The 19,151-nt window shown below is 71.2% G+C and carries 19 protein-coding genes; 10 read left to right on the top strand and 9 right to left on the bottom strand.

Annotated elements, in window-relative coordinates; genetic code table 11:
- Nucleotides 1-54: 54 nt before the first annotated feature.
- Nucleotides 55-1,404, bottom strand: a complete 1,350-nt coding sequence (locus RAN62_RS15175) for a glycosyltransferase family 39 protein (protein ID WP_305785238.1) — start codon at nt 1,402-1,404, stop codon at nt 55-57.
- A gap of 29 nt (nt 1,405-1,433) precedes the next feature.
- The gene (locus RAN62_RS15180) at nt 1,434-2,897 is read right to left on the bottom strand and encodes a glycosyltransferase family 39 protein (protein WP_305785239.1); all 1,464 of its coding nucleotides are present in this window, start codon (nt 2,895-2,897) and stop codon (nt 1,434-1,436) included.
- 347 nt (nt 2,898-3,244) lie between these two features.
- Here RAN62_RS15180 and RAN62_RS15185 point away from each other — a divergent pair, with 347 nt between their 5' ends.
- Genes RAN62_RS15185 through RAN62_RS15200 form a run of 4 tightly spaced genes read left to right on the top strand, consistent with a single transcriptional unit; the run spans nt 3,245 to nt 6,643 of the window.
- On the top strand, nt 3,245-4,936 hold the full coding sequence (locus RAN62_RS15185) for a nitrite/sulfite reductase (protein ID WP_305785240.1): 1,692 nt from the start codon (nt 3,245-3,247) through the stop codon (nt 4,934-4,936).
- Entirely contained in the window at nt 4,933-5,091 is a 159-nt protein-coding gene (locus RAN62_RS15190) for a hypothetical protein (RefSeq protein WP_305785241.1), read from the top strand. Before RAN62_RS15185 ends, RAN62_RS15190 begins: the two co-directional genes overlap by 4 nt.
- Nucleotides 5,088-5,837: a phosphoadenylyl-sulfate reductase gene (locus tag RAN62_RS15195; RefSeq protein ID WP_305785242.1), complete on the top strand. Its 750-nt coding sequence runs from the start codon at nt 5,088-5,090 to the stop codon at nt 5,835-5,837. The genes RAN62_RS15190 and RAN62_RS15195 overlap by 4 nt, the downstream gene beginning before the upstream one ends.
- A complete protein-coding gene (locus tag RAN62_RS15200; protein ID WP_305785243.1) occupies nt 5,819-6,643 on the top strand; it encodes a sirohydrochlorin chelatase in 825 nt (274 codons plus the stop codon). Before RAN62_RS15195 ends, RAN62_RS15200 begins: the two co-directional genes overlap by 19 nt.
- Nucleotides 6,644-6,986: 343 nt before the next feature.
- Here the strand turns inward: RAN62_RS15200 and RAN62_RS15205 are convergent, their stop codons facing one another.
- Both RAN62_RS15205 and RAN62_RS15210 read right to left on the bottom strand, forming a co-directional pair.
- Nucleotides 6,987-7,241, bottom strand: a complete 255-nt coding sequence (locus RAN62_RS15205) for a WhiB family transcriptional regulator (RefSeq protein WP_067697263.1) — start codon at nt 7,239-7,241, stop codon at nt 6,987-6,989.
- A 437-nt stretch (nt 7,242-7,678) separates the two neighbouring features.
- Nucleotides 7,679-8,629 (bottom strand): diacylglycerol/lipid kinase family protein, encoded by a 951-nt coding sequence (locus RAN62_RS15210; protein ID WP_305785244.1) that lies wholly within the window; start codon nt 8,627-8,629, stop codon nt 7,679-7,681.
- 53 nt (nt 8,630-8,682) lie between these two features.
- On the opposite strand from RAN62_RS15210, the gene RAN62_RS15215 reads away from it, so the two are divergent.
- Both RAN62_RS15215 and RAN62_RS15220 read left to right on the top strand, forming a co-directional pair.
- Nucleotides 8,683-9,069 carry a hypothetical protein gene (locus RAN62_RS15215; RefSeq protein WP_305785245.1) on the top strand — a complete coding sequence of 129 codons (387 nt, stop codon included), beginning with the start codon at nt 8,683-8,685 and terminating at the stop codon, nt 9,067-9,069.
- Nucleotides 9,070-9,205: 136 nt separating this feature from the next.
- A complete protein-coding gene (locus RAN62_RS15220) occupies nt 9,206-9,901 on the top strand; it encodes a FadR/GntR family transcriptional regulator (RefSeq protein ID WP_305785246.1) in 696 nt (231 codons plus the stop codon).
- Nucleotides 9,902-10,182: 281 nt separating this feature from the next.
- Here the strand turns inward: RAN62_RS15220 and RAN62_RS15225 are convergent, their stop codons facing one another.
- Both RAN62_RS15225 and sodN read right to left on the bottom strand, forming a co-directional pair.
- On the bottom strand, nt 10,183-10,596 hold the full coding sequence (locus RAN62_RS15225; protein ID WP_305785247.1) for an ATP-binding protein: 414 nt from the start codon (nt 10,594-10,596) through the stop codon (nt 10,183-10,185).
- A gap of 311 nt (nt 10,597-10,907) precedes the next feature.
- Nucleotides 10,908-11,312, bottom strand: a complete 405-nt coding sequence (gene sodN / locus RAN62_RS15230) for a superoxide dismutase, Ni (protein WP_305785248.1) — start codon at nt 11,310-11,312, stop codon at nt 10,908-10,910.
- An 84-nt stretch (nt 11,313-11,396) separates the two neighbouring features.
- Between sodN and RAN62_RS15235 the strand changes: the two genes are divergently transcribed.
- The 3 genes from RAN62_RS15235 to RAN62_RS15245 all read left to right on the top strand — a co-directional run bounded on the left by RAN62_RS15235 (nt 11,397) and on the right by RAN62_RS15245 (nt 14,271).
- Complete coding sequence (locus RAN62_RS15235; RefSeq protein WP_305785249.1) at nt 11,397-11,705, top strand: S26 family signal peptidase; 309 nt, start codon at nt 11,397-11,399, stop codon at nt 11,703-11,705.
- A gap of 217 nt (nt 11,706-11,922) precedes the next feature.
- Nucleotides 11,923-13,155, top strand: a complete 1,233-nt coding sequence (locus RAN62_RS15240) for an NAD(P)-dependent malic enzyme (protein WP_305785250.1) — start codon at nt 11,923-11,925, stop codon at nt 13,153-13,155.
- 165 nt (nt 13,156-13,320) lie between these two features.
- Nucleotides 13,321-14,271, top strand: coding sequence for a zinc-binding dehydrogenase (locus RAN62_RS15245; protein WP_305785251.1), 951 nt, complete (start codon nt 13,321-13,323; stop codon nt 14,269-14,271).
- 351 nt (nt 14,272-14,622) lie between these two features.
- Here RAN62_RS15245 and RAN62_RS15250 read toward each other — a convergent pair whose 3' ends face one another.
- Entirely contained in the window at nt 14,623-15,198 is a 576-nt protein-coding gene (locus RAN62_RS15250; RefSeq protein WP_305785252.1) for a nucleotidyltransferase domain-containing protein, read from the bottom strand.
- A gap of 157 nt (nt 15,199-15,355) precedes the next feature.
- On the opposite strand from RAN62_RS15250, the gene RAN62_RS15255 reads away from it, so the two are divergent.
- A complete protein-coding gene (locus tag RAN62_RS15255) occupies nt 15,356-15,526 on the top strand; it encodes a hypothetical protein (protein WP_305785253.1) in 171 nt (56 codons plus the stop codon).
- A gap of 244 nt (nt 15,527-15,770) precedes the next feature.
- Here RAN62_RS15255 and RAN62_RS15260 read toward each other — a convergent pair whose 3' ends face one another.
- Both RAN62_RS15260 and pta read right to left on the bottom strand, forming a co-directional pair.
- Nucleotides 15,771-16,880 (bottom strand): acetate/propionate family kinase, encoded by a 1,110-nt coding sequence (locus RAN62_RS15260; RefSeq protein WP_305785254.1) that lies wholly within the window; start codon nt 16,878-16,880, stop codon nt 15,771-15,773.
- A complete protein-coding gene (gene pta / locus RAN62_RS15265; RefSeq protein WP_305785255.1) occupies nt 16,877-18,940 on the bottom strand; it encodes a phosphate acetyltransferase in 2,064 nt (687 codons plus the stop codon). Before pta ends, RAN62_RS15260 begins: the two co-directional genes overlap by 4 nt.
- Nucleotides 18,941-19,151: the final 211 nt, after the last annotated feature.

Consider the following 19,151-nt stretch of genomic DNA (forward strand, 5'->3'; position numbering starts at 1 on the left):
GAGAGTTGCCCCGCATGTCCGGGGTACAACCTGAGACGTTCCTGAGCGTGCTGGTCAGGAGCGGACGAAGAGGGCGATCGTGAAGCCCTCGATCCGCGTCACCTGCAGCTGCCGGTACGAGCGGGCGAGCACCGCCTGCGTCGCGGTCGTCAGCTGGTCGGTCACGCCTGCGCGGCGGCCGGTCTCGAGGTTGTCGGCGCTGAGCGTCCAGACCCGGTCCGCCGTGAGGCAGGCGGCGGGGTCCGGGCACTCGGTCGCCCACAGGGAGTCGTTCTCCTCCGGGCCGGCCACGCGCAGCGCGTCGTCGGGCAGGTCGTTCCCCAGGTAGTAGCGCAGCCCGATGTCGGTGAACTGCCAGCCGTCGCGCGGGGCGTAGACGATCGCGTCTCCCTCCCGCGCCCCGGCGTGGATCACGGCGGCCGCCCCGCGATAGTCGAAGGGCGAGTGCGTGCGGCGGATGTCGTTCTGGACCGGCAGCCCGATCAGGGCCAGGACGATCAGGACCACCAGCGCCGGTACGGGCCGGAGCAGCGCGAGTCCTCGCCCGGCGAGCGCCACGAGCAGCGGCACCACGAAGAGCAGGTAGCGCCCCACGAACATGGGCGTGATCAGCTGGTCGACGGCGAACAGGACGAGTACGGGCAGCACAGCTGTCAGCAGCAGTCGCCGGTGTGACGCGACGACCGCCAGCGCGCAGACAGCACCGCCGAGGACCCCGGACAGAAACAGTGTCTCCGGAAAGTTGGCCAGGGTCGTCAAGTCGGCGCGGGACAGCCAGTCGAGTTGCCGGTCGCGCTGCCCGAGGCCGAGCAGAGTGAACGGGACGACGACCGCCACAGCGGGCAACACGGCGGCGAGCCAGGCCTTCTTGCGGCCCGCGTGGCCTAGAAGGATCAGCAGGGCGAGCTGGTGGGCGAGACCCAGGGCGGCGACGCTGAGCCCGTACGCGGTCCAGCCGCCTTTGTCCCGCGCCCGGAGCAGCAGCAGGGTGGCCAGGGCCGCGAAGCACATGGCGAGGGCGTAGCCGCGCGCCTCCTGCGCGTACCGGGAGATGACCGGGAGCACCGCGAAGAGCAAGCCGGCGAGCAGGGCCGGGAAGGGTCCCCACAGGCGCCGGGCCAGCAGCGCGGTGCACGCGGCGGCGGCGGTCATCGCGACCAGTGACGGCAGCCGCAGGGCCACCGGCGAGTCGCCGACGAGGGCGATCGTGCCGTGCACGAGCAGGTAGTACGGCACGGTGACGCCGTCGATGTGCTGCCCGAGCGCGAAGATCTCGGGTACGGGCCGCCGGGCCGCACTCCACGTGGCCAGCTCGTCGCGCCACAGCTGCGGAGTGGCTGCCTGGTACGCCGTGACAAGCGCCGTCAGGACGGCGGGCGCCAGCCAGCACAGGTTCCTCCGCACCGATCCAGGCTGGCAGGATTTCCTGTGTCCTACGGCACCTTGCGCTCGTACAACGCGATCGTGCCCAGGGGTAGCAGCCAGTAGCCGGTCCGCTTGTACTCGGCCTTGAACTTGGCCCGCAGCTCGTCGCCCGCGTTGGACATCGGGTCGCCGGCCTGGCGCGCGCCGACGTACCAGACGCGGTCGGTGGTGAAGCAGGTCAGCCCGGGGCACTCGACGCCGTCCAGCCCGCCCGCCTCGGCCGCGGGCTCGCGCAGCAGCAGGTCGTCCGGCTTGACGGCGCTGTCCCGCAGCTCGTAGTCGAGCCCGGCGCGCAGCGACCACGTGCCGATCCGGCCGTAGACGACCCCGTCGCCCGGCTGGAGCCGCGACTGCACGATCGCCGCCGCTTTCCGGAAGTCCATGCCGCCGTGCGACGCGGGACCGCGGAAGGTCTGCTGCATCTCGAAGCCCATGGCGGCAATCAAGATCAAAGCCGCGACGGTACGCCACCGGAGCCCCCGCAACGCGACAGCGGCCAGCAGGGCGAGCGGCGCGATGACGAAGAGCACGTACCGGGGGACCCAGAGCGGTGACGTGACGAACGAGACCGCGATGAGCAGGATCGGCGGGATCGCGGCCAGCGCCCCGAGCTCGCCCGGCAGTGCCGGCCGTTCCCATCGGGCGGCGAGGGCGAGGCCGATCACGAGCAGCCCGGCCGCCGGCGCCCCGAAGATCATGCCGGGCGCGATGAGCACCTGGTGCAGGTCGAGCGGCGCGATCCACTCGAGCTGGGTGCCGCGCTGGGTGAGACCGAGATAGATCAGCGGCGAGACGAGGAGCAGCGCGGCGGCGACCATGACGGCCCACCGGATCGGGACCCGGGCGTCGCGCCGGCGCAGCGCGACCGTGACCACGTGACCCGCGAGGACAAGGAAACCGATCATGTGCGTGGCGCCGAGCAGGGTCAGGGCGGCCCCGTAGGCGGCCCAGCGCCACCAGGTGGGGCGCTCGACGGCCACGTACAGGAGGAGGGTGGCCAGGACCGCGAAGAAGAAGGCGATCCCGTACGCCCGGGCGTCCTGGGCATAGCGGGAGAGCTGGGGCACGGCGGCGACGATCAGCCCCGCGGTGAGGCCGGTCCCGGGTCCGAAGAGTCGCCGGCCCAGCTCCCCGACCAGCCCCGTGCCCAGCACGACGGCGATGAGCGACGGGAGCCTGATCGTCCCCACGGCGTCGCCGAACGCGGCGGTCCAGAAGTGGGTGAAGAGGTAGTAGGGGGCGATGACGCCGTCCATGTTCCCGGCGAAGTCGAGGATCTGGGCGGGCGTGCGCATGGCCGCCGACCAGGTCGCGTGCTCGTCCCAGCCGAGCGCCGGGCGGGACAGCCCGATCCCGCCCACCACGGCCATCGCGATTGCCGGGAGCAGCCACGGGTAGACCAGGGACCACCGGCGTGGGGTCGGCAGCTCGGGCGCGGCCGGCTCGGCCTTGATCAGGGTGGTCGCGGTCACGGTGTCCGGTTGTACCGGGGGCGCCTTAATTCATCGGGCCCGATGGGCGGCCGGAAGGTGAACGAACGGAGCGTGGCTGCCGCCACACTCCCGGAATCTGGACCCCTCTGGCCGAGAATGCTTTCCCGTGAGAGGCTTGCCGACATGACCGCTGCAGTTGACCGCCGCTTCGTGGCCCGGCGCCACGTGGATTACGGCCGTGTCCGCAGCGCGATGTGTCCGGCTTCCTGACGCCGCCCGATCGCTTTCCGGGCGCGCGAGACGCGCCGGCACCCACCTGACACTGATGTCGCGGGACCAGCCGTGCATGTCGTCGCGTGCCCTCGATTACTCGGAGGAACGCCGACATGGCGCCCAGCAACACTCCCGCGGCCCCCGCCGCCCGCCCCCGCAAGGCGCGAGGCGAGGGACAGTGGGCGCTCGGACACCGTGAGCCGCTGAACCCCAACGAGCGGATCAAGAAGGACGACAACCCGCTCAACGTCCGGGCGCGGATCGAGAACATCTACGCCCACACCGGCTTCGCGGGGATCGACCCGCAGGACCTGCGCGGACGTTTCCGCTGGTGGGGCCTCTACACCCAGCGCAAGGCGGGCATCGACGGCGGCCGCACGGCCGTGCTCGAGCCGCACGAGCTGGAGGACGAGTTCTTCATGCTCCGCGTCCGCATCGACGGCGGCGCGCTGACCGTCGCCCAGCTGCGCACGATCGCGGAGATCTCGACCGAGTTCGGCCGGGACAGCGCCGACCTCACCGACCGGCAGAACATCCAGCTGCACTGGATCCGCGTCGAGGACATGCCGGAGATCTGGCGCCGGCTCGAGGCGGTCGGCCTGGAGACCACCGAGGCGTGCGGCGACTGCCCGCGCGTCGTGCTCGGCAGTCCCGTCGCCGGCGTCTCGCCCGACGAGGTCCTCGACCCGCAGCCGGCCATCGACACCATCGTCGAGCGGTACGTGGGTGACCCGCGCTACTCCAACCTGCCGCGCAAGTTCAAGACGACGATCTCGTGGCTGGCCGACACGCCCTACGAGACCAACGACATCGCGCTGGTCGGCGTCGAGCACCCGCAGCACGGCCCCGGCTTCGACCTCTGGGTCGGCGGCGGCCTCTCCACCAACCCCCGGCTGGCCGAGCGGCTGGGCGTGTGGGTGCCGCTGGAGGACATCCCGGACGTCTGGGAGGGCGTGGTCGGGATCTTCCGCGACTACGGCTACCGGCGGCTGCGCAACCGGGCCCGGCTGAAGTTCCTGCTGGCCGACTGGGGCGTCGCGAAGTTCCGCGAGGTGCTCGAGAAGGAGTACCTGGGCCGGGCGCTCATCGACGGGCCGGCACCCGTGCTGCCCGCGAAGCCGATCGATCACATCGGCGTGCACAAGCAGAGGGACGGCCGCAACTACGTCGGTGCCGCCCCGGTCGTCGGCCGCTCCTCCGGGACGCAGCTCGGCAAGCTGGCGGACCTCGTCGCGGCGCACGGGTCGGATCGGGTGCGGCTGACGCCGTACCAGAAGCTGTTGGTCCTGGACATCGCCGACGACCAGGTCGAACCCTTCGTCGCGGGCCTGCGCGGCATCGGGCTGGAGGCCCGGCCGTCGGCCTGGCGCCGCGGCACGATGGCCTGCACCGGCATCGAATACTGCAAGCTCGCCATCGTCGAGACCAAGGCGCGCGGCGAGGAGCTCGTCGCCCGGCTCGAGGAGCGGCTGCGCGACTTCGACGCCGACATCTCCATCCACATCAACGGCTGCCCGAACGCCTGCGCCCGCACCCAGGTCGCCGACATCGGACTCAAGGGTCAGCTGGTCATGAACGCCCACGGCGAGCAGGTGGAGGGCTTCCAGGTCCACCTCGGCGGCGGGCTCGGCATGGCACAGGGCCAGACCGCCGGCTTCGGCCGCAAGCTGCGGGGGCTCAAGGCCACCGCGGAGGAGCTTCCCGAGTACGTCGAGAGGCTCGCTCTTCGCTACCTGGAGGGGCGCACGGACGGCGAGACCTTCGCCGACTGGGTCGTCCGGGCTGATGAGGAGTTGCTGAAATGAGTGACGCCAGATCCACTCCGCTGTACTGCCCCTACTGCGGCGACGAGGACCTCTATCCGAACGAGGCTTCGCACGGGGCGTGGGAGTGCCACTCCTGTGCCCGTGTCTTCACCGTCAAGTTCAACGGGTTGCTGTCCAAGGGAGTGAACCGATGATCGTCGCTCAAGACCTCGGCCTGGTGTCGCTGAGCGCGCCGGTTGCTGCCGGCCGCCGTACCGCTGCTGAATTGCAGTCGCTGGCTCTTGAAGGCGCTTCGTTGCTGGCCGACGCGCCGGCCGAGGAGATCGCGCGCTGGGCCGCGTCGACGTTCGGCTCGCGGTTCTGTGTGACCAGCTCCATGGCCGACGCCGTCGTCGCCCACCTCTTCTCGCGGGTCGCCCCCGGCGTGGACGTCGTGTTCCTCGACACGGGGCTGCACTTCCCCGAGACGCTCAAGGTGCGCGACATCGTCGCCACGACCATGAACGTCAACGTACGGTCGATCCGCCCGCGGATGACGGTCGGCCAGCAGGACGGGGAGTTCGGGCCGCGCCTCTTCGCCCGCAGCCCCGACGAGTGCTGCTTCCTGCGCAAGGTCGAGCCGCTCGAGCGGGCCCTGTCCGATTACGACTCCTGGGCCACCGGGCTGCGCCGCGACGAGTCGCCGACCCGCGCCAACACGCCCGTCGTCGCCTTCGACGCCAAGAAGGGCAAGGTCAAGGTCAACCCGATCGCGGCGTGGACCCAGTCCGACGTGGACTCGTACATCGCGCGCTGGAACGTGCCGGTCAACGAGCTCTTCAAGAAGGGGTACGGGTCGATCGGCTGCTGGCCGTGCACCCGCCGTACCAAGGCCGGGGAGGACCCACGCGCCGGCCGCTGGGCGATGTTCGAGAAGACCGAATGCGGCCTCCACGTCTAGCCGTCACGCTCGTTGCCCACGGGTCGCGTGATCCGCGGGCGGCGCAGGCGACCGAGGCGCTCGCCCGGGCCGTCGGGGCGCTGCACCCGGCGTGGGACGTGCGGGCGTCGTACCTTGATCACAGCGTGCCCCGGCCGCGTCAGGTGCTCGCCTCCTTCGCCGCCGCCGGACACCGGCGCGCCGTGCTGGTGCCGCTGTTGCTGACGGCCGCCTTCCACGGGCGGGTGGATGTGCCGGCGGAGATCGCGGCGGCGCCGGCTTCGCTCGACGTGGCGCTGGCTGACGTGCTCGGTCCGGTTGGTGGCGTGGTGCCGTCGCTTCTGCTCGACGGTCTGATCACCCGGCTGGGTGACGCTGGTCCCTCCGGCTGGCTGGGTGACGCTGGTCCCTCCAGCTGGCTGGGTGACGCTGCTCCCTCCTGCTGGCTCGGTGACGCTGGTCTTGACGGCGTTGTGCTGGCTGCTGCGGGGACGCGGGATGCCGGGGCGCGGGAGACGGTGGCTGCGGCCGCTGCGGCGCTCGGAGATCGTCTGGGCGTGCCGTGCCGGGTCGCCTATGCTTCCGCCGCGCCGCCGGTGTCCGGTGATGCCGTGCGCTCGTTGCGGGCCGCTGGGTGCCGGCGGATCGCCTTGGCGTCCTATTTCCTCGCACCCGGGCTGTTGTGGGACGCGACGGTGGCCTCGGCGTCGGACGCGGGCGTGTCGTACGTGGCTTCGCCGCTCACCGACACGCCGGCGCTGGTGTCGCTCGTTGCCGCGCGGGTGCTGGCGGCGGTGGCCCGGCCGGCGGCTGTGCCCGCGGCCTGATTGACGCTTCGTCCCGTTCCTGCTTCGCCGCGCCGTTTTCAGGATCTCCTCAGCGGGGCGCGATCCTGTTGTGGCTTCCATTCATGTTCTCATCGCACTCTCATCCACCGTGACCGCAACTGATCGCTGCGTCACCGGACGACGATTTCGAGATCATTTCGCGAAGATCGTGCGGGGGACGGTGATCGCATTCCTGCACTCGGTCACCATTGCGTGGTGTAAGCGATCGTTAACGGAGGATCGATGCCCGGACAGCACGACGCCCCGGCGCCGACTACGGCCCGGGGCGTGAATGCTGGGAGAAATGAGATTCAGGCGGTGCGGGTTTCCGGCGGTCGCCGCTTCAGGCGGTCGGCGCCGACACCCGGAGGCCACCACGACGCTTGACCGCGCGCCGCTCGTCCTCGCTCATACCGCCCCACACGCCGGCGTCCTGACCGGACTCGAGCGCCCACTGCAGGCACGACTCGGTCACGGGGCACCGCCGGCACACGGCCTTGGCCTGCTCGACCTGCAGGAGCGCGGGGCCGGACGTCCCGATCGGGAAGAACAGCTCCGGGTCCTCGTCGCGGCAGATCGCATCGTGGCGCCAGTCCATGGCGGCAACACTCCTTGTTTCGGGTGGGGTGAACGAAATGGTGCTGACCAACTACTACTTACTCTTTATCGGCATCCGCAGTGGCGAAGGACGGACAGCGTTCGTCTGATCACCGTTGCGTGAGCGAGCTTTTGTGCAGGAAGTCGTTCGGCGCTTCTGGATAAAGAACGCGGGCGAGCGGCATCCGGTTACTTCTTATCGCTTGTGAATGCTTTCACGAACTCCCGCGATGTCAAGGGTAGCGCCGGGACTTTCTCCCGTCGGGTGAGCTAGCTCACGACCCCTTTGTCCGGTTTGCGAGAGAAGTTCGGGGGTCTCTCGCGGACCGGCGGATGAACGCTCCCATCAATGTAGTACGGTACCGGCCGCTCTGCCGAGCTTTTCCCGGCGATTGTGTGACGGATCGTGATGCGCGATCCAGGACGGGTACCCCGTTCTCAGCAGATCACTCGCAGCGCTTCGGGAACGGACAGAAAGTGCACCTTCTGGCGTTCTCCCAGGTAGTCCCCGTCGAGCTGGAAGGACTGGGGCCGCGCGGCGACCACCGTGAACTCCTCCTGATCATGCAGGCGGAGCACGTTGCGTCCGTGCGGATCGGCGTTCCGGGAGGTCATCTGCGTCACTGTGCGTGTTGTGGTAGCAACACCCAGGCTACGAACGGCCAGGACGTCGAGCCCGCGGTCGAACGACGCCTGCGGGTTCGGGTTGATCGGACGCTCGCCCACATAGGTCCACGGCGCGGTGTTCTGGATGATCACGGTCCCGAGACCCGATTCCGGCTCCTCGCCGGGACGCTCGATCGACAACGGTGGCGCCTTCCGGTCCTCGCCCGAAAGCACCTGGCCGATCAAAGAGCGCACATATAGCGCCGGAGTGGAAGTGCGACCGCGCAACCGGGCCTGTTCCACCCGTCGGGTCACCGCCGCGTCCAGTCCGAGCCCCGCGGTGAAGGTGAAGTAGCGGTCGTCCGCACGGCCGAGCCCGATCACCCGGTGCCGGCCCGACGTCAGGCCGTCGATGATCACGCTGGTGCCCTCGGCCCAGTCGCGGGGCAGCCCGAGCGCCCGGGCGAAGACGTTGGTGGACCCGCCGGGGACCACCGCGAGCGCCGGCAGCCGGAAGGCCGGCGACGTGCCGTGCGAGGCGAGCCCCGGCGCCGAGGTCATCAGGCCGTTGACCGCCTCGTTGACGGTGCCGTCCCCGCCCAGCGTGACGACCACGTCGACCCCGCTCTCGGCGGCGGCCCGGGCCAGCCCGGCGGCGTGCCCCCGCTTGCGGGTGTACTCCACCGTCAGCTCGACCTGACTGCGCAGCGCCCGGACCAGCACGTCCCGGCTGCGCTCGTTCGTCGTGGTGGCCTTCGGATTAACCACCAGTAACGCTCGCATGGGCGGCACTGTACCCCGGAGGTGCCCCCGCGCCGGGCCGGTATCGTACCGTTGTGACCCCTGCGGATGTAGCTTCCCCGGCAACTCTGGTCTGGGCGGTGCGCCTGCTGTTCGTGCAGGCCGCGTCCCTGGTGCTGCTCACCGCGTACCTGGTCGCGCTGGACCTGACGGACGCGGGCGAGCTGGGCGTTGCGATCTCCCTCACGGTGCTGGCCGCCCTGGGCGCTGGTGTCGTCTTCCTGATCGCGCGGGCGCTCGCCCGGCGCTCGGCCCGGGCCCGCGGCCCGGCGATCGTCGTCCAGCTCTTCCTGATCGCGTCGGGCGGGTTCCTGCTCAATGTGGGGCCGGCGTGGGCGGGGGCGCTGTTGATGGGGTTCGGAGCGGTGGTCGGGGCGCTCTGCCTGCTGCCGCCGACCACGAAGGCACTCGGGCTGAACTGACGGCTGCCCGGTGGCGTGCCGGCGTGGGCCGGCTGTGCCGACTTGATCGGCGCGGACCGATACTCGCTGATCAGGGCTTACAGGCTCGGCCCGAGGGCCTACCCTGGGTGGGCGGATCACAAGGGGGTGAGGGCAGATGACCGGATCGACGGTGCGCCCGCCGGCTTATCAGCTCCTGGCGGACGAGCTCCGGGCAGACATCACATCGGGGCGGCTGCAGCCCGGCGAGCGCCTGCCGCCGGAGCCCGAGCTCTGCGTCCGCTCGGGCGTGAGCCGCAGCACCGTCCGCGAGGCCCTGCGCCTCCTGGCCAGCCAGCATCTCATCGTCACCACCCGCGGGGTCACCGGCGGCAGCTTCGTCGCCCACCCCGACGCCGAGCAGCTCTCCGAGGCCCTGTCCACCGGCCTCACCCTGCTCACCAACGCCGCCGAGGTCGGCTTCGCCGATCTGCTCGAACTGCGCCGCGCCCTCGAAGTGCCGGCGGCCGCCTTGGCTGCGGAGCGCCGCAGCGAGACTCACCTCATCGAGCTGCGCGGCGCCCTCTTCGACCCGCACCTCGACGAGCTGTCCACCATGATGGCCGCGCACACCGCCTTCCACTCGGCGATCGCGTCGGCGACCGGGAACCCGCTGTTCGAACTGGTCACGCGGCCGCTCTACCAGGTGACGTACGGCGAGGAGGTGGTCGGGGCGCTGCCGGAGGGCTACTGGAGCCGGATCGACACCGATCACCGGGAGATCCTGGCCTGCGTACGGGGGCAGGACGTCGCGGGCGCGAGAGAGGCCAGCCTGCGGCACCTGGACTACATCGCCGAGGCCAACAAGCGCTGAGCCGCCGGCCGGCTCGGCTGCTTCTGTGTCGCTTCCTCAACTGTCAGACGCGTCCTCGAACGCCGCGTGGCATCCTCGGCCGGCACTCGCGGCTCTTCTTCGCTTGCTTCCGGTCTTCTCTTGCTTCCGGGATGCCGGCCGCCGTCGTGGTGCCCCGGCCGCTCGACGTCCGGATTGATTCCGCCGTCTGCTTGCGTGCGTGGGGGCACCCTCGTCTGTCAGCGTGCGGGGCGGTCGTGCCCGTCACATCCTTGTGGGCGGACGCGGTTTCGTCGGGCCCGTCAGATCTCGGTGCGGCGGGTGAGGAGGCGGATCGTGGCGTGGCGGCCGTCGGCCTCGGCCTCGGCGGAGGTGGTGAGCGCCGTCAGCACCTTCCACGCGAAGGAGGACTCCGAGGGCAGCTTGGCGCCGCGCACGATCGAGACCGTGACCTCGACGGTCAGGGCGTCCTCGGTCACGGCGAAGCGGCACTCCAGCTCGGCGTCGCGCGTGGCGATCGCCAGGAGCATGGCGCAGGCCTCGTCGACCGCGATGCGCAGGTCCTCGATCTCGTCCAGCGCGAAGTGCAGGCGCGCCGCGAGGCCGGCCGTGGCCGTGCGGAGCACGCCCAGATAGCCACCGTCCGCGGGCACCGTGAGCAGGACGACATCGTCGCCGAACGCTGGTTCCGATTGCGTAGTCTGCAGCTGAGTCACCGACCCCATCCTCCCGATGGTCGTGACTTTAGCGCCTGACGGGGGTGCCGTGCCCGCCGAGGCGCCCAGGACCGGATCCGGTCAGCCGATCGGGCCGCCCGTTCCGTCGTGCACCGGCAACTCTCGGTGGCCGGCATCAACTCTTGCTCGCCGAGCATGGGCCGCCCTGACGGCCGCCCGCCCGCTGCGATCGGCGACGGGCCTTGGCCGGCGCCCGCACGCCTTGATCGGCGGCGTAAGGGGCGACCGGGCCGGGGAAACGCGACGGCCGGCGCGCCACGGGGACGCTCCGGCCGTCGCGACAGCGGCACTCAGGCCTGCTTGGTCTCCCAGAAGATCTTGGAGATCTCCTCGATCTTGGCCAGGAGCTGGTCGCCCACGGCCGGGTCCATCGAGCCCTTGGCACCGGAGGCGCCGGCGAGCTTGGTGGCCTCGTTGAACAGCTGGTTGAGCTGCGGGTACTTCTCGAAGTGCGGAGCCTTGAAGTAGTCGGTCCAGAGCACCCACAGGTGGTGCTTGACCAGCTCGGCGCGCTGCTCCTTGATGAGGATGGCGCGGGTGCGGAACTCGGGGTCGGTGTTCGCCTGGTACTTCTCGGCGATGGCCTTCACCGACTCCGCCTCGATGCGAGCCTGCGCCGGGTCGTAGACCCCGCACGGCAGGTCGCAGTGCGCGCTGACCACAGTGCGCGGCGTGAAGATACGCGGAAGTCGCATCAGGACCCCTCCATACGTTTGCGATGATCCGACGCTGACACTACCCCTTACACGGGGACGCACACGCGAGCCGGGATTGATGCCATGAGGTTGCAACTACCGTTCTTCCCCGTCCTGGTGCACGGGCCGTCCATGGCGCCCACGTTGCGTTCCGGAGATGCGCTGCTCGTGTGGCGTACGCGGAAAGCAAGCGCGGGCGACCTCGTGGTCGCACGCTTCCGCTCGCGGCCGGACCTGCTCGTGGTGAAACGGGTCGTCCGCCCCGAGGACGGCGCCTGGTGGATCGAGGGCGACAACGAGTTCGTGACGGACGACTCCCGGACCTTCGGCGTCGCGGACGTCCTCGGCCGGGTGGCGTTTCGTTACTGGCCCCGCCCGGGGCGCGTGGGCTAACGTCCTGAGGAGCCGCAGCACACCGAAGTCTTGCGGCTCGGCATCCGGGTGACCCCCGCATCGCACGCCGTCCCGCGCAGACTCGCGCCCCGGGCCGGCTGGCACACCGACATCGAGGATTGCTCCGCGCGGCCCAGGACGAGGCGTTCGCCTGTGGCTTCGCGTCGGCCGAGGCAGGCCCCGAGCAAGCCTCACCCGATGCGTGTCTGGAGTCACTGTGTCCTTCTTCAGCTTCGAGCTCGACCCTGCCCTGGCCGCCGATCCCGTCTTCGAACGGCACCAGCGCGGCAAGATGGCCGTCGCCGCGACCGTCCCGCTGGCGAGCCGCGACGACCTCTCCCTCGCGTACACGCCTGGTGTGGCCCGGGTCTGCACGGCGATCGCCGAGGACCCGTCGCTCTATCGGGACTACACGTGGACGGGCAACGCCGTGGCGGTCGTCACCGACGGCTCGGCCGTGCTGGGCCTCGGCAACATCGGCCCCCAGGGCGCGATGCCCGTGATGGAGGGCAAGGCCGTGCTGTTCAAGCAGTTCGGCGGCGTCGACGCGGTGCCGGTGTGTCTCGACACACAGGACGTCGACGGCATCATCGAGGTGGTCCGCGCCATGGCGCCCTCCTTCGGCGGCATCAACCTCGAGGACATCAGCGCGCCCCGATGCTTCGAGATCGAGCGCCGCCTCGACGAGCTGCTGGACATCCCGGTCTTCCACGACGACCAGCACGGCACGGCCGTCGTGGTGCTCGCCGCCCTGCACAACGCCGTGGCCCTGCTCGGCCGGCGCCTCGGCGACCTCCGCGTGGTGATCAGCGGTGCGGGGGCCGCGGGAGTCGCCATCACGGACATGCTCATCGCGGCCGGCGTGCTCGGGGCGAACATGATCGTCTGCGACTCGCGCGGCATCATCCACGCCGACCGGCCCGGGCTCGGCCCCGTGAAGGAGGGGCTGGCGGCGCGGACGAACTACTCCGGGCGTACGGGCGGGATCCAGGAAGCCCTCATCGGCGCCGACGTCTTCATCGGGGTCTCGGGCGGCTCGGTCCCGGAGAGCGCGCTCGCCGGCATGGCGCCGGAAGCGATCATCTTCGCCCTGGCCAACCCGACGCCCGAAGTGCCACCGGCCGTGGCGCACAAGTACGCGGCGATCGTGGCCACCGGGCGCAGCGACTTCCCGAATCAGATCAACAACGTGCTCGCCTTCCCGGGGATCTTCCGCGGCGCCCTCGACGTGCGGGCCCGTCGCGTCACCGAGCGCATGAAGGTCGCGGCCGCCGAGGCGATCGCCGAGATCGTCTCGGACGAGCTGCGCCCCGACCTGATCGTGCCCTCCGCCCTCGACCCGCGTGTGGCGCCGGCGGTGGCGGCTGCCGTCGCCCGCGCGGCCGAACGTGACGAGGTGGCGCAGCTGCGTCCAGTCTCTCCAGCTCCAGCCTCGCTGCCCGTGCACTGACATCTCGTTCCGCACCTCCTCCGACGGCTTGTCCCGTGTCTTCGTCCGGCGTCCATCTTCCACCGGCTTCCGCCCGCGACGGCGGTTGTCCACAGGCCTCGGAGTTATCCACAGGCCCGCGGCGGCGGGTGGCGCCGGTCTGGCGCGGTGACTAGCGTTTCGGGCATGCGCGCCGCCTATGCCAGTGCCGTCAAACCGGACGAGCCCCTCGCCGCTCTCACCGTCGGCGACCTTCCCGAGCCGTCGCCGCCGGCGGGCTGGGTGACCGTCGACGTGCGGGCCAGCTCGCTCAACCACCACGAGCTCTGGTCCCTGCGCGGCATCGGCCTGCCCGCCGACCGGCTCCCGATGATCCTCGGCTGCGACGCGGCGGGGGTCGACCCCGCGGGCAACGAGGTCGTGGTGCACGCGCTGATCGAGGACCCGCAGGACCCGCGCGGCTTCTCCCTGCTCTCCGAGCGCTGGCCCGGCACCCTCGCCGACCGCGTGGCCGTCCCGGCGGCCAACCTCGTGCCCAAGCCGGCCGGCATCTCCTTCGTCGAGGCGGCCTGCTTCCCGACGGCCTGGCTCACCGCCTGGCACATGCTCACCACCCGGGGCCGCGTCGACTCGGCGGAGGCCGTCCTGGTGCAGGGCGCCGGCGGCGGCGTCGCCACGGCCGCGGTGATCTTGGCCGCGGCGCTCGGCAAGCGGGTCTATGCGACGAGCCGTGACGAGGCCAAGCGTGACCGCATCGCCGCCCTAGGAGCCATCGCTGTCGAGCCGGGCGCGCGTCTCCCCGAGCGAGTCGGCGTCGTCATCGAGTCCGTCGGCGCCCCCACCTTCGAGCACTCCCTCAAGTGCGCCGCCCCCGAGGCCCGCATCGTCGTCTGCGGCGCCACGGGCGGGCCCTTTCCCAAGATCGATCTGCGCCGCGTCTTCATGATGCGCCTCGAGATCCTGGGCAGCACGATGGGCACGGCGGCCGAGCTCGCCGACCTGCTCACCTTCTGCGCGACCGAGGGCATCCACCCGGTGATCGACTCGACGTACGGCTTCTCCGCCGTGACCGAAGCCTTCGCCCGCCTCCATTCCGGCGAGGCGTTCGGCAAGATCGCGATCGACCACTTGCACTGACCCTCGTCGCTTGCGGGCGGGTTGGCGCTGCGTCGTGCTTTCATCGTGCGCGCCTGGTCCATTGCGTGGCCCGTCGTGTCCGGCGCGCCGGGTTGTGCCTTGGACGAGCGTGCCGAGTCCTGTCCGTGGCTTGCGTGGCGCGCCGTGCCTTGGACGTGGGCGCCGGGTTCTGTCCGTGGCTTGTGTGGCGCGTCGTGTCCGGCGTGACTGGTCGTGCCTTCGGCATGCGCGTTCCGGTCCTGTCCACGCCAGGCGCGCCGCAATCTGCGCCAGCTGGGCCTGTCCCGCCCTTTCGTTCAGGTTCGGCGCGAGCCGTCCGGTGCTCCTTCCTGCTCGGCGCGCGCGGGCGGGTCAGGGGGTGGCGGGGCGCGGGGCCGGGGCTTGGCGGGCGGTGGGGCTGGTGAGGCGTGGGCTCAGGAGGGCGGCGCGGAGGCGGGCGACGTCCCAGGCGTCCTTGTCGCGGCGGGGTGCGCCGGGCACCCAGACAGGCATCATTTCCTTGATCTCGATCTGCGCCCGCGGCCCCACGATGCGGCAGGTGACATTGCCGAGCCGGCACGGCTGCCAGGTGAGCAGGTCGGCGGGCCAGCGTGCCCCGGCGTAGGGTCCGCCGGCCACGGTCGGGCAGCCGTCGGTGTCGCGGCCGAAGAGCGCGAAGCTGACCTCGATGCCGTCGGCGGTCAGCAGGTCGCGCTGCTGTTCGGGCGGCGGGCCGGGGTCGTCGCGGTAGCCGTTTTCGTGCAGCGCTGACACCAGCGGAGCGGCGTCGTCCGCCGCGCAGAAGAAGTCGATGTCGCGGTGGGGGCGGGTGACCTCGCCGAGGAAGAAGTCCATGGCCCAGCCGCCGCGCAGCCACACGTCGATCCCGGTGGCGGCGGCCACGCGCACGATCTCGGCGATGACGTCGAGCTGCCGGCGGGAGTCCACTCCGTCAGGGTAGGGCGCGCCCGCGGACACGAAGGGGTGAACAAGCCGCCGCGAGGCCCCCCTCGCCCGGGTGTCACATGCCCACACGGGCGTTGCGCCTGGTAGGGGCCCGGTAGGTGGTGTCGGCCGCGTGCGGGGCTTCGCTATGGTCGTGGCCATGTCTGACAACAGCGTCGATCCGAGTGGCAACACCGAGGCCTTCCGGGCCTTCACGCACAGTGCCCCACCCGAGGAACCCGCTGCCGCCTCCAAGACCCCGCTGATCATCGGCGTCGCGGTCGTGGCGGTCGTCCTCGTCGCGGTGCTCGCCTGGCTGGTCCTGAGCTGACCCGAGGCTGAGCCACCCGGCTGCCTAACTGACCGGCCGCCCCTCACCCCACCGGGCGCGGGGCGGTCGCCGTTCTGCCCTCGTGCGTCGAGCACTGCAAGCGGCTGAGCCCCACAGGCCGCCTGTCCGCCACATCAGCTGTGCGAGCGGGGACAAGGGTCAGAGATCGCCCGTCTGCGAAGCCAGCAGCTGACCGGCGCCGGGGAAGCGCAAAGTCCGCTCAACACCCGAGGCCGGGAGAAGCTCAGCCCCGCGCCAGCGCCTCCTCGGTCTGCCGGGCGATTTCCGCCTCCTCGTCGGTGGGGACCACGCACACCGCGATCCGGCTGCCCTCCGTCGAGATGATCGTCTCGCCGCGGTCGTTGCGGGCGGGGTCGATCTCGATGCCCAGCGGCGCCAGGCCGGACAGGGCAGCCGCGCGCACGGCCGGGGCGTTCTCGCCCACGCCGGCCGCGAAGGTGATGGCGTCCACCCGGCCGAGAACCGCCAGATAGCTGCCGACGTACTCCTTGATGCGCCGGCAGTAGAGGTCGAAGGCCAGCGTGGCCCGCTCGTCGCCCTCAGCGCGGCGGCGGGTGACGGCTCGCATGTCGTTGTCGCCGGAGACGCCCTGCAGGCCGCCGAAACGGGTCAGGGAGCGCTCGATCTCCTCGATCGGCAGGCCCGCCTCCCGGTGCAGGTGGAAGATCACCGACGGATCGATGTCGCCGCTGCGGGTGCCCATCACCAGGCCGGCCAGCGGGGACATGCCCATGGACGTGGCGACGCTGCGGCCACCCTCGACGGCACACGCGCTCGCGCCGTTACCGAGGTGGAGGGTGATCACGTTGGTGTCCGGGACCGGGCGGCCGAGGATTTCCGCGGTGCGCCGGGCCACGTACGCGTGGGAAGTCCCATGAAACCCGTACCGCCGGATCCGCCAGCGCGCCGCCAGCTCCGCATCGATCGCATAGGCCGTGCCCTCGGCCGGGATCGTCTGGTGGAACGCGGTGTCGAAGACGGCGACCTGCGGGATGTCGGGCAGCAGCTTGCGGGCCACGGCGATGCCGCTGAGGGCGGCGGGGTTGTGCAGCGGCGCGAGTGGCACGAGGCTGTCGACGGCCGCGACCATGTCGTCGTCGACCACCGTGGCCGCGCTGAACAGCTCGCCGCCGTGGACGACCCGGTGGCCGACCGCGTCGAGCCCGGTGAGGTCGATCTCGCCCATGACGCGTTGCAGGGCTGCGGAGTGGTCGGCAGCCTCGCCCCCGGGCTCGCCGATGCGCTCGACGAGTCCCTTGGCGACGATCTCGCCCCCGTTGAACAGCGTGTACTTGAGGGACGAGGAGCCCGAGTTGAGCACGAGAGTCTTCATGCGCCGGCCTGGATCGCGGTGATCGCCACGGTGTTGATGATGTCCTTCACTGTCGCGCCGCGGGAGAGGTCGTTGACCGGGCGGCGGAGACCCTGCATGACCGGGCCGACGGCGACCGCGTTGGCGGAGCGCTGCACAGCCTTGTACGTGTTGTTACCCGTGTTCAAGTCGGGAAAGACGAACACTGTCGCCTTGCCCGCCACCGCACTCTCCGGCAACTTGGTGGCCGCCACGGCGGGGTCGATGGCCGCGTCGTACTGAATGGGGCCCTCGACCGGCAGCTCGGGATGCCGCTCGCGGATCAGGGCGGTGGCCGCGGCGACCTTCTCGACGTCGGCGCCCGCCCCGGAGCTGCCCGTCGAGTAGGACAGCATCGCCACGCGGGGCTCGAGCCCGAACGCGGCGGCCGTGTGGGCCGACGAGACGGCGATGTCGGCGAGCTGGGCGGCGTCGGGATCCGGGTTGACGGCGCAGTCGCCATAGACGAGGACGCGGTCGGCCAGCAGCATGAAGAACACGCTGGACGCCACCGAGACCTCGGGCACGGTCTTGATGATCTCGAACGCGGGGCGGATCGTCGCCGCCGTGGTGTGCGTGGCGCCGGACACCATGCCGTCGGCGTGCCCGAGGGCGACCATCATCGTGCCGAAGTAGTTGACGTCACGCACCACGTCGTAGGCCAGGTCGAGCGTCACGCCCTTCTTCTTGCGCAGCTCGGCGTAGCGCTCGGCGAAGCCGTCCCGCCACTCGCTCGTGGCCGGGTCGACCAGCCGGGCCGCACCGATCTCCACGCCCAGCTCGCGGGCGCGGCGGTTGATCTCCTCCGGGTTGCCGAGCAGAGTGAGGTCGGCGACACCGCGGCGCAGCAGCGTCTCCGTGGCGCGCAGGATCCGCTCCTCGGTGCCCTCGGGCAGGACCAGGTGGCGGCGGGTGGCGCGGGCCCGGTCGATCAGATCGTTCTCGAACATGAGCGGCGTCACCCGCGCGGACCGGGTCACGTCGAGCAGGCGGCTCAGCTCGGCCGTGTCCACATGCTCGTCGAAGACCCCGAGCGCGGCCTGCACCTTCCGCGGCGTCGACGGGCTCAGCTTGGCCTCGATGCGGTCGGCCGCGTTGATCGTGTCGTAGCTGTCGGACCGCACAACCAGCATCGCCAGCCCGGTGTTGAGCCGCTCGATCACTTGCACGGCCCGCGGGTCGGGGAACTCGCCGAGGGTCAGCACGAGCCCGGCCAGCGTCACGTTGCCCGCGGCGTGCGCGGCGCTCGCGGCGACCAGGAGATCGGCCCGGTCGCCCGGGGTGATCAGCAACGCCCCGTCGGTGAGGTGCTCGAGGACGGCTGGCACGTGGGCCGCACCGACGACATAGTCGAGGACGTCACGGTCGAGCGCCGCCTCCCCGCCGGTCACCACGGTGGCGTCGAGCGCGGCGGCGACCTCGGCCACCGTGGGCGCTGCCACGGCGGGCACCTCGGGGATCGCCCACACCGGCACCGGCACGCCGTTGGGCACGGCAAAGCCCTCCGGCACCCGGTTGGCGATCACGGCCAGCACCGTCGCGCCCAGGTCGGTGAGCGCGTGGTACGCCGCCCGGGCCGCCCCGCTCACGTCGCCCTTGCGCCCCTGACCGCTGACGACGGGCACCACCACGCTGCCGAACTCCACCGCGAGCCGCGCGTTGAACCCCAGCTCGCGCGGGATCTCGTCACCACCGTCGTCCTGCCGGACCGCGAAGTCGCTGCCGATCACCACGACCGACGAGCACTCGCGCTCGACCTCGCGATAGCGCTCGACGATGCGGGAGATCAGCTCCTCCCACCGGCCGTCGGCCACCAGCTCGGCCGCCTCGGCGGAAGTGACCCCGTACGACGCCTCGTAGCCGGCGCTGACCGGATAACGCTCGGTGAGCAGGGTCAGCAACGGATCCCGCCCCGACGCCGGCACCAGGGGCCGGAAGACCCCGATGCGCGCGACCTGGCGGGAGAGGAGCTCCGCGAGCCCGAGGGCCACGGTGCCCTTGCCGACACCGGGTCCGAGCCCGGCCACATAGACGCTTGCCACGTGCCCAAACTACCGGCCGCCCCAAGATCATGCCCGGGGTCGCCCGGCCCTGTGGACAACGGCCGAAGGTCCCGGACAGCCCTGTGGACAACGGCCGCGGAATTGCGGCGGGCCCGAGTATCGTCCCGGGTGGGGGCGGCCGGAGGCCATGACCCCCAGACCCGGAGGCCACGAGCGGGGAAGGCCGGAGGCAGCGGCAGCGCCGCCTTCA

The sequence above is a fragment of the Symbioplanes lichenis genome (assembly GCF_030709675.1).
Classification (GTDB): domain Bacteria; phylum Actinomycetota; class Actinomycetes; order Mycobacteriales; family Micromonosporaceae; genus Actinoplanes; species Actinoplanes lichenis.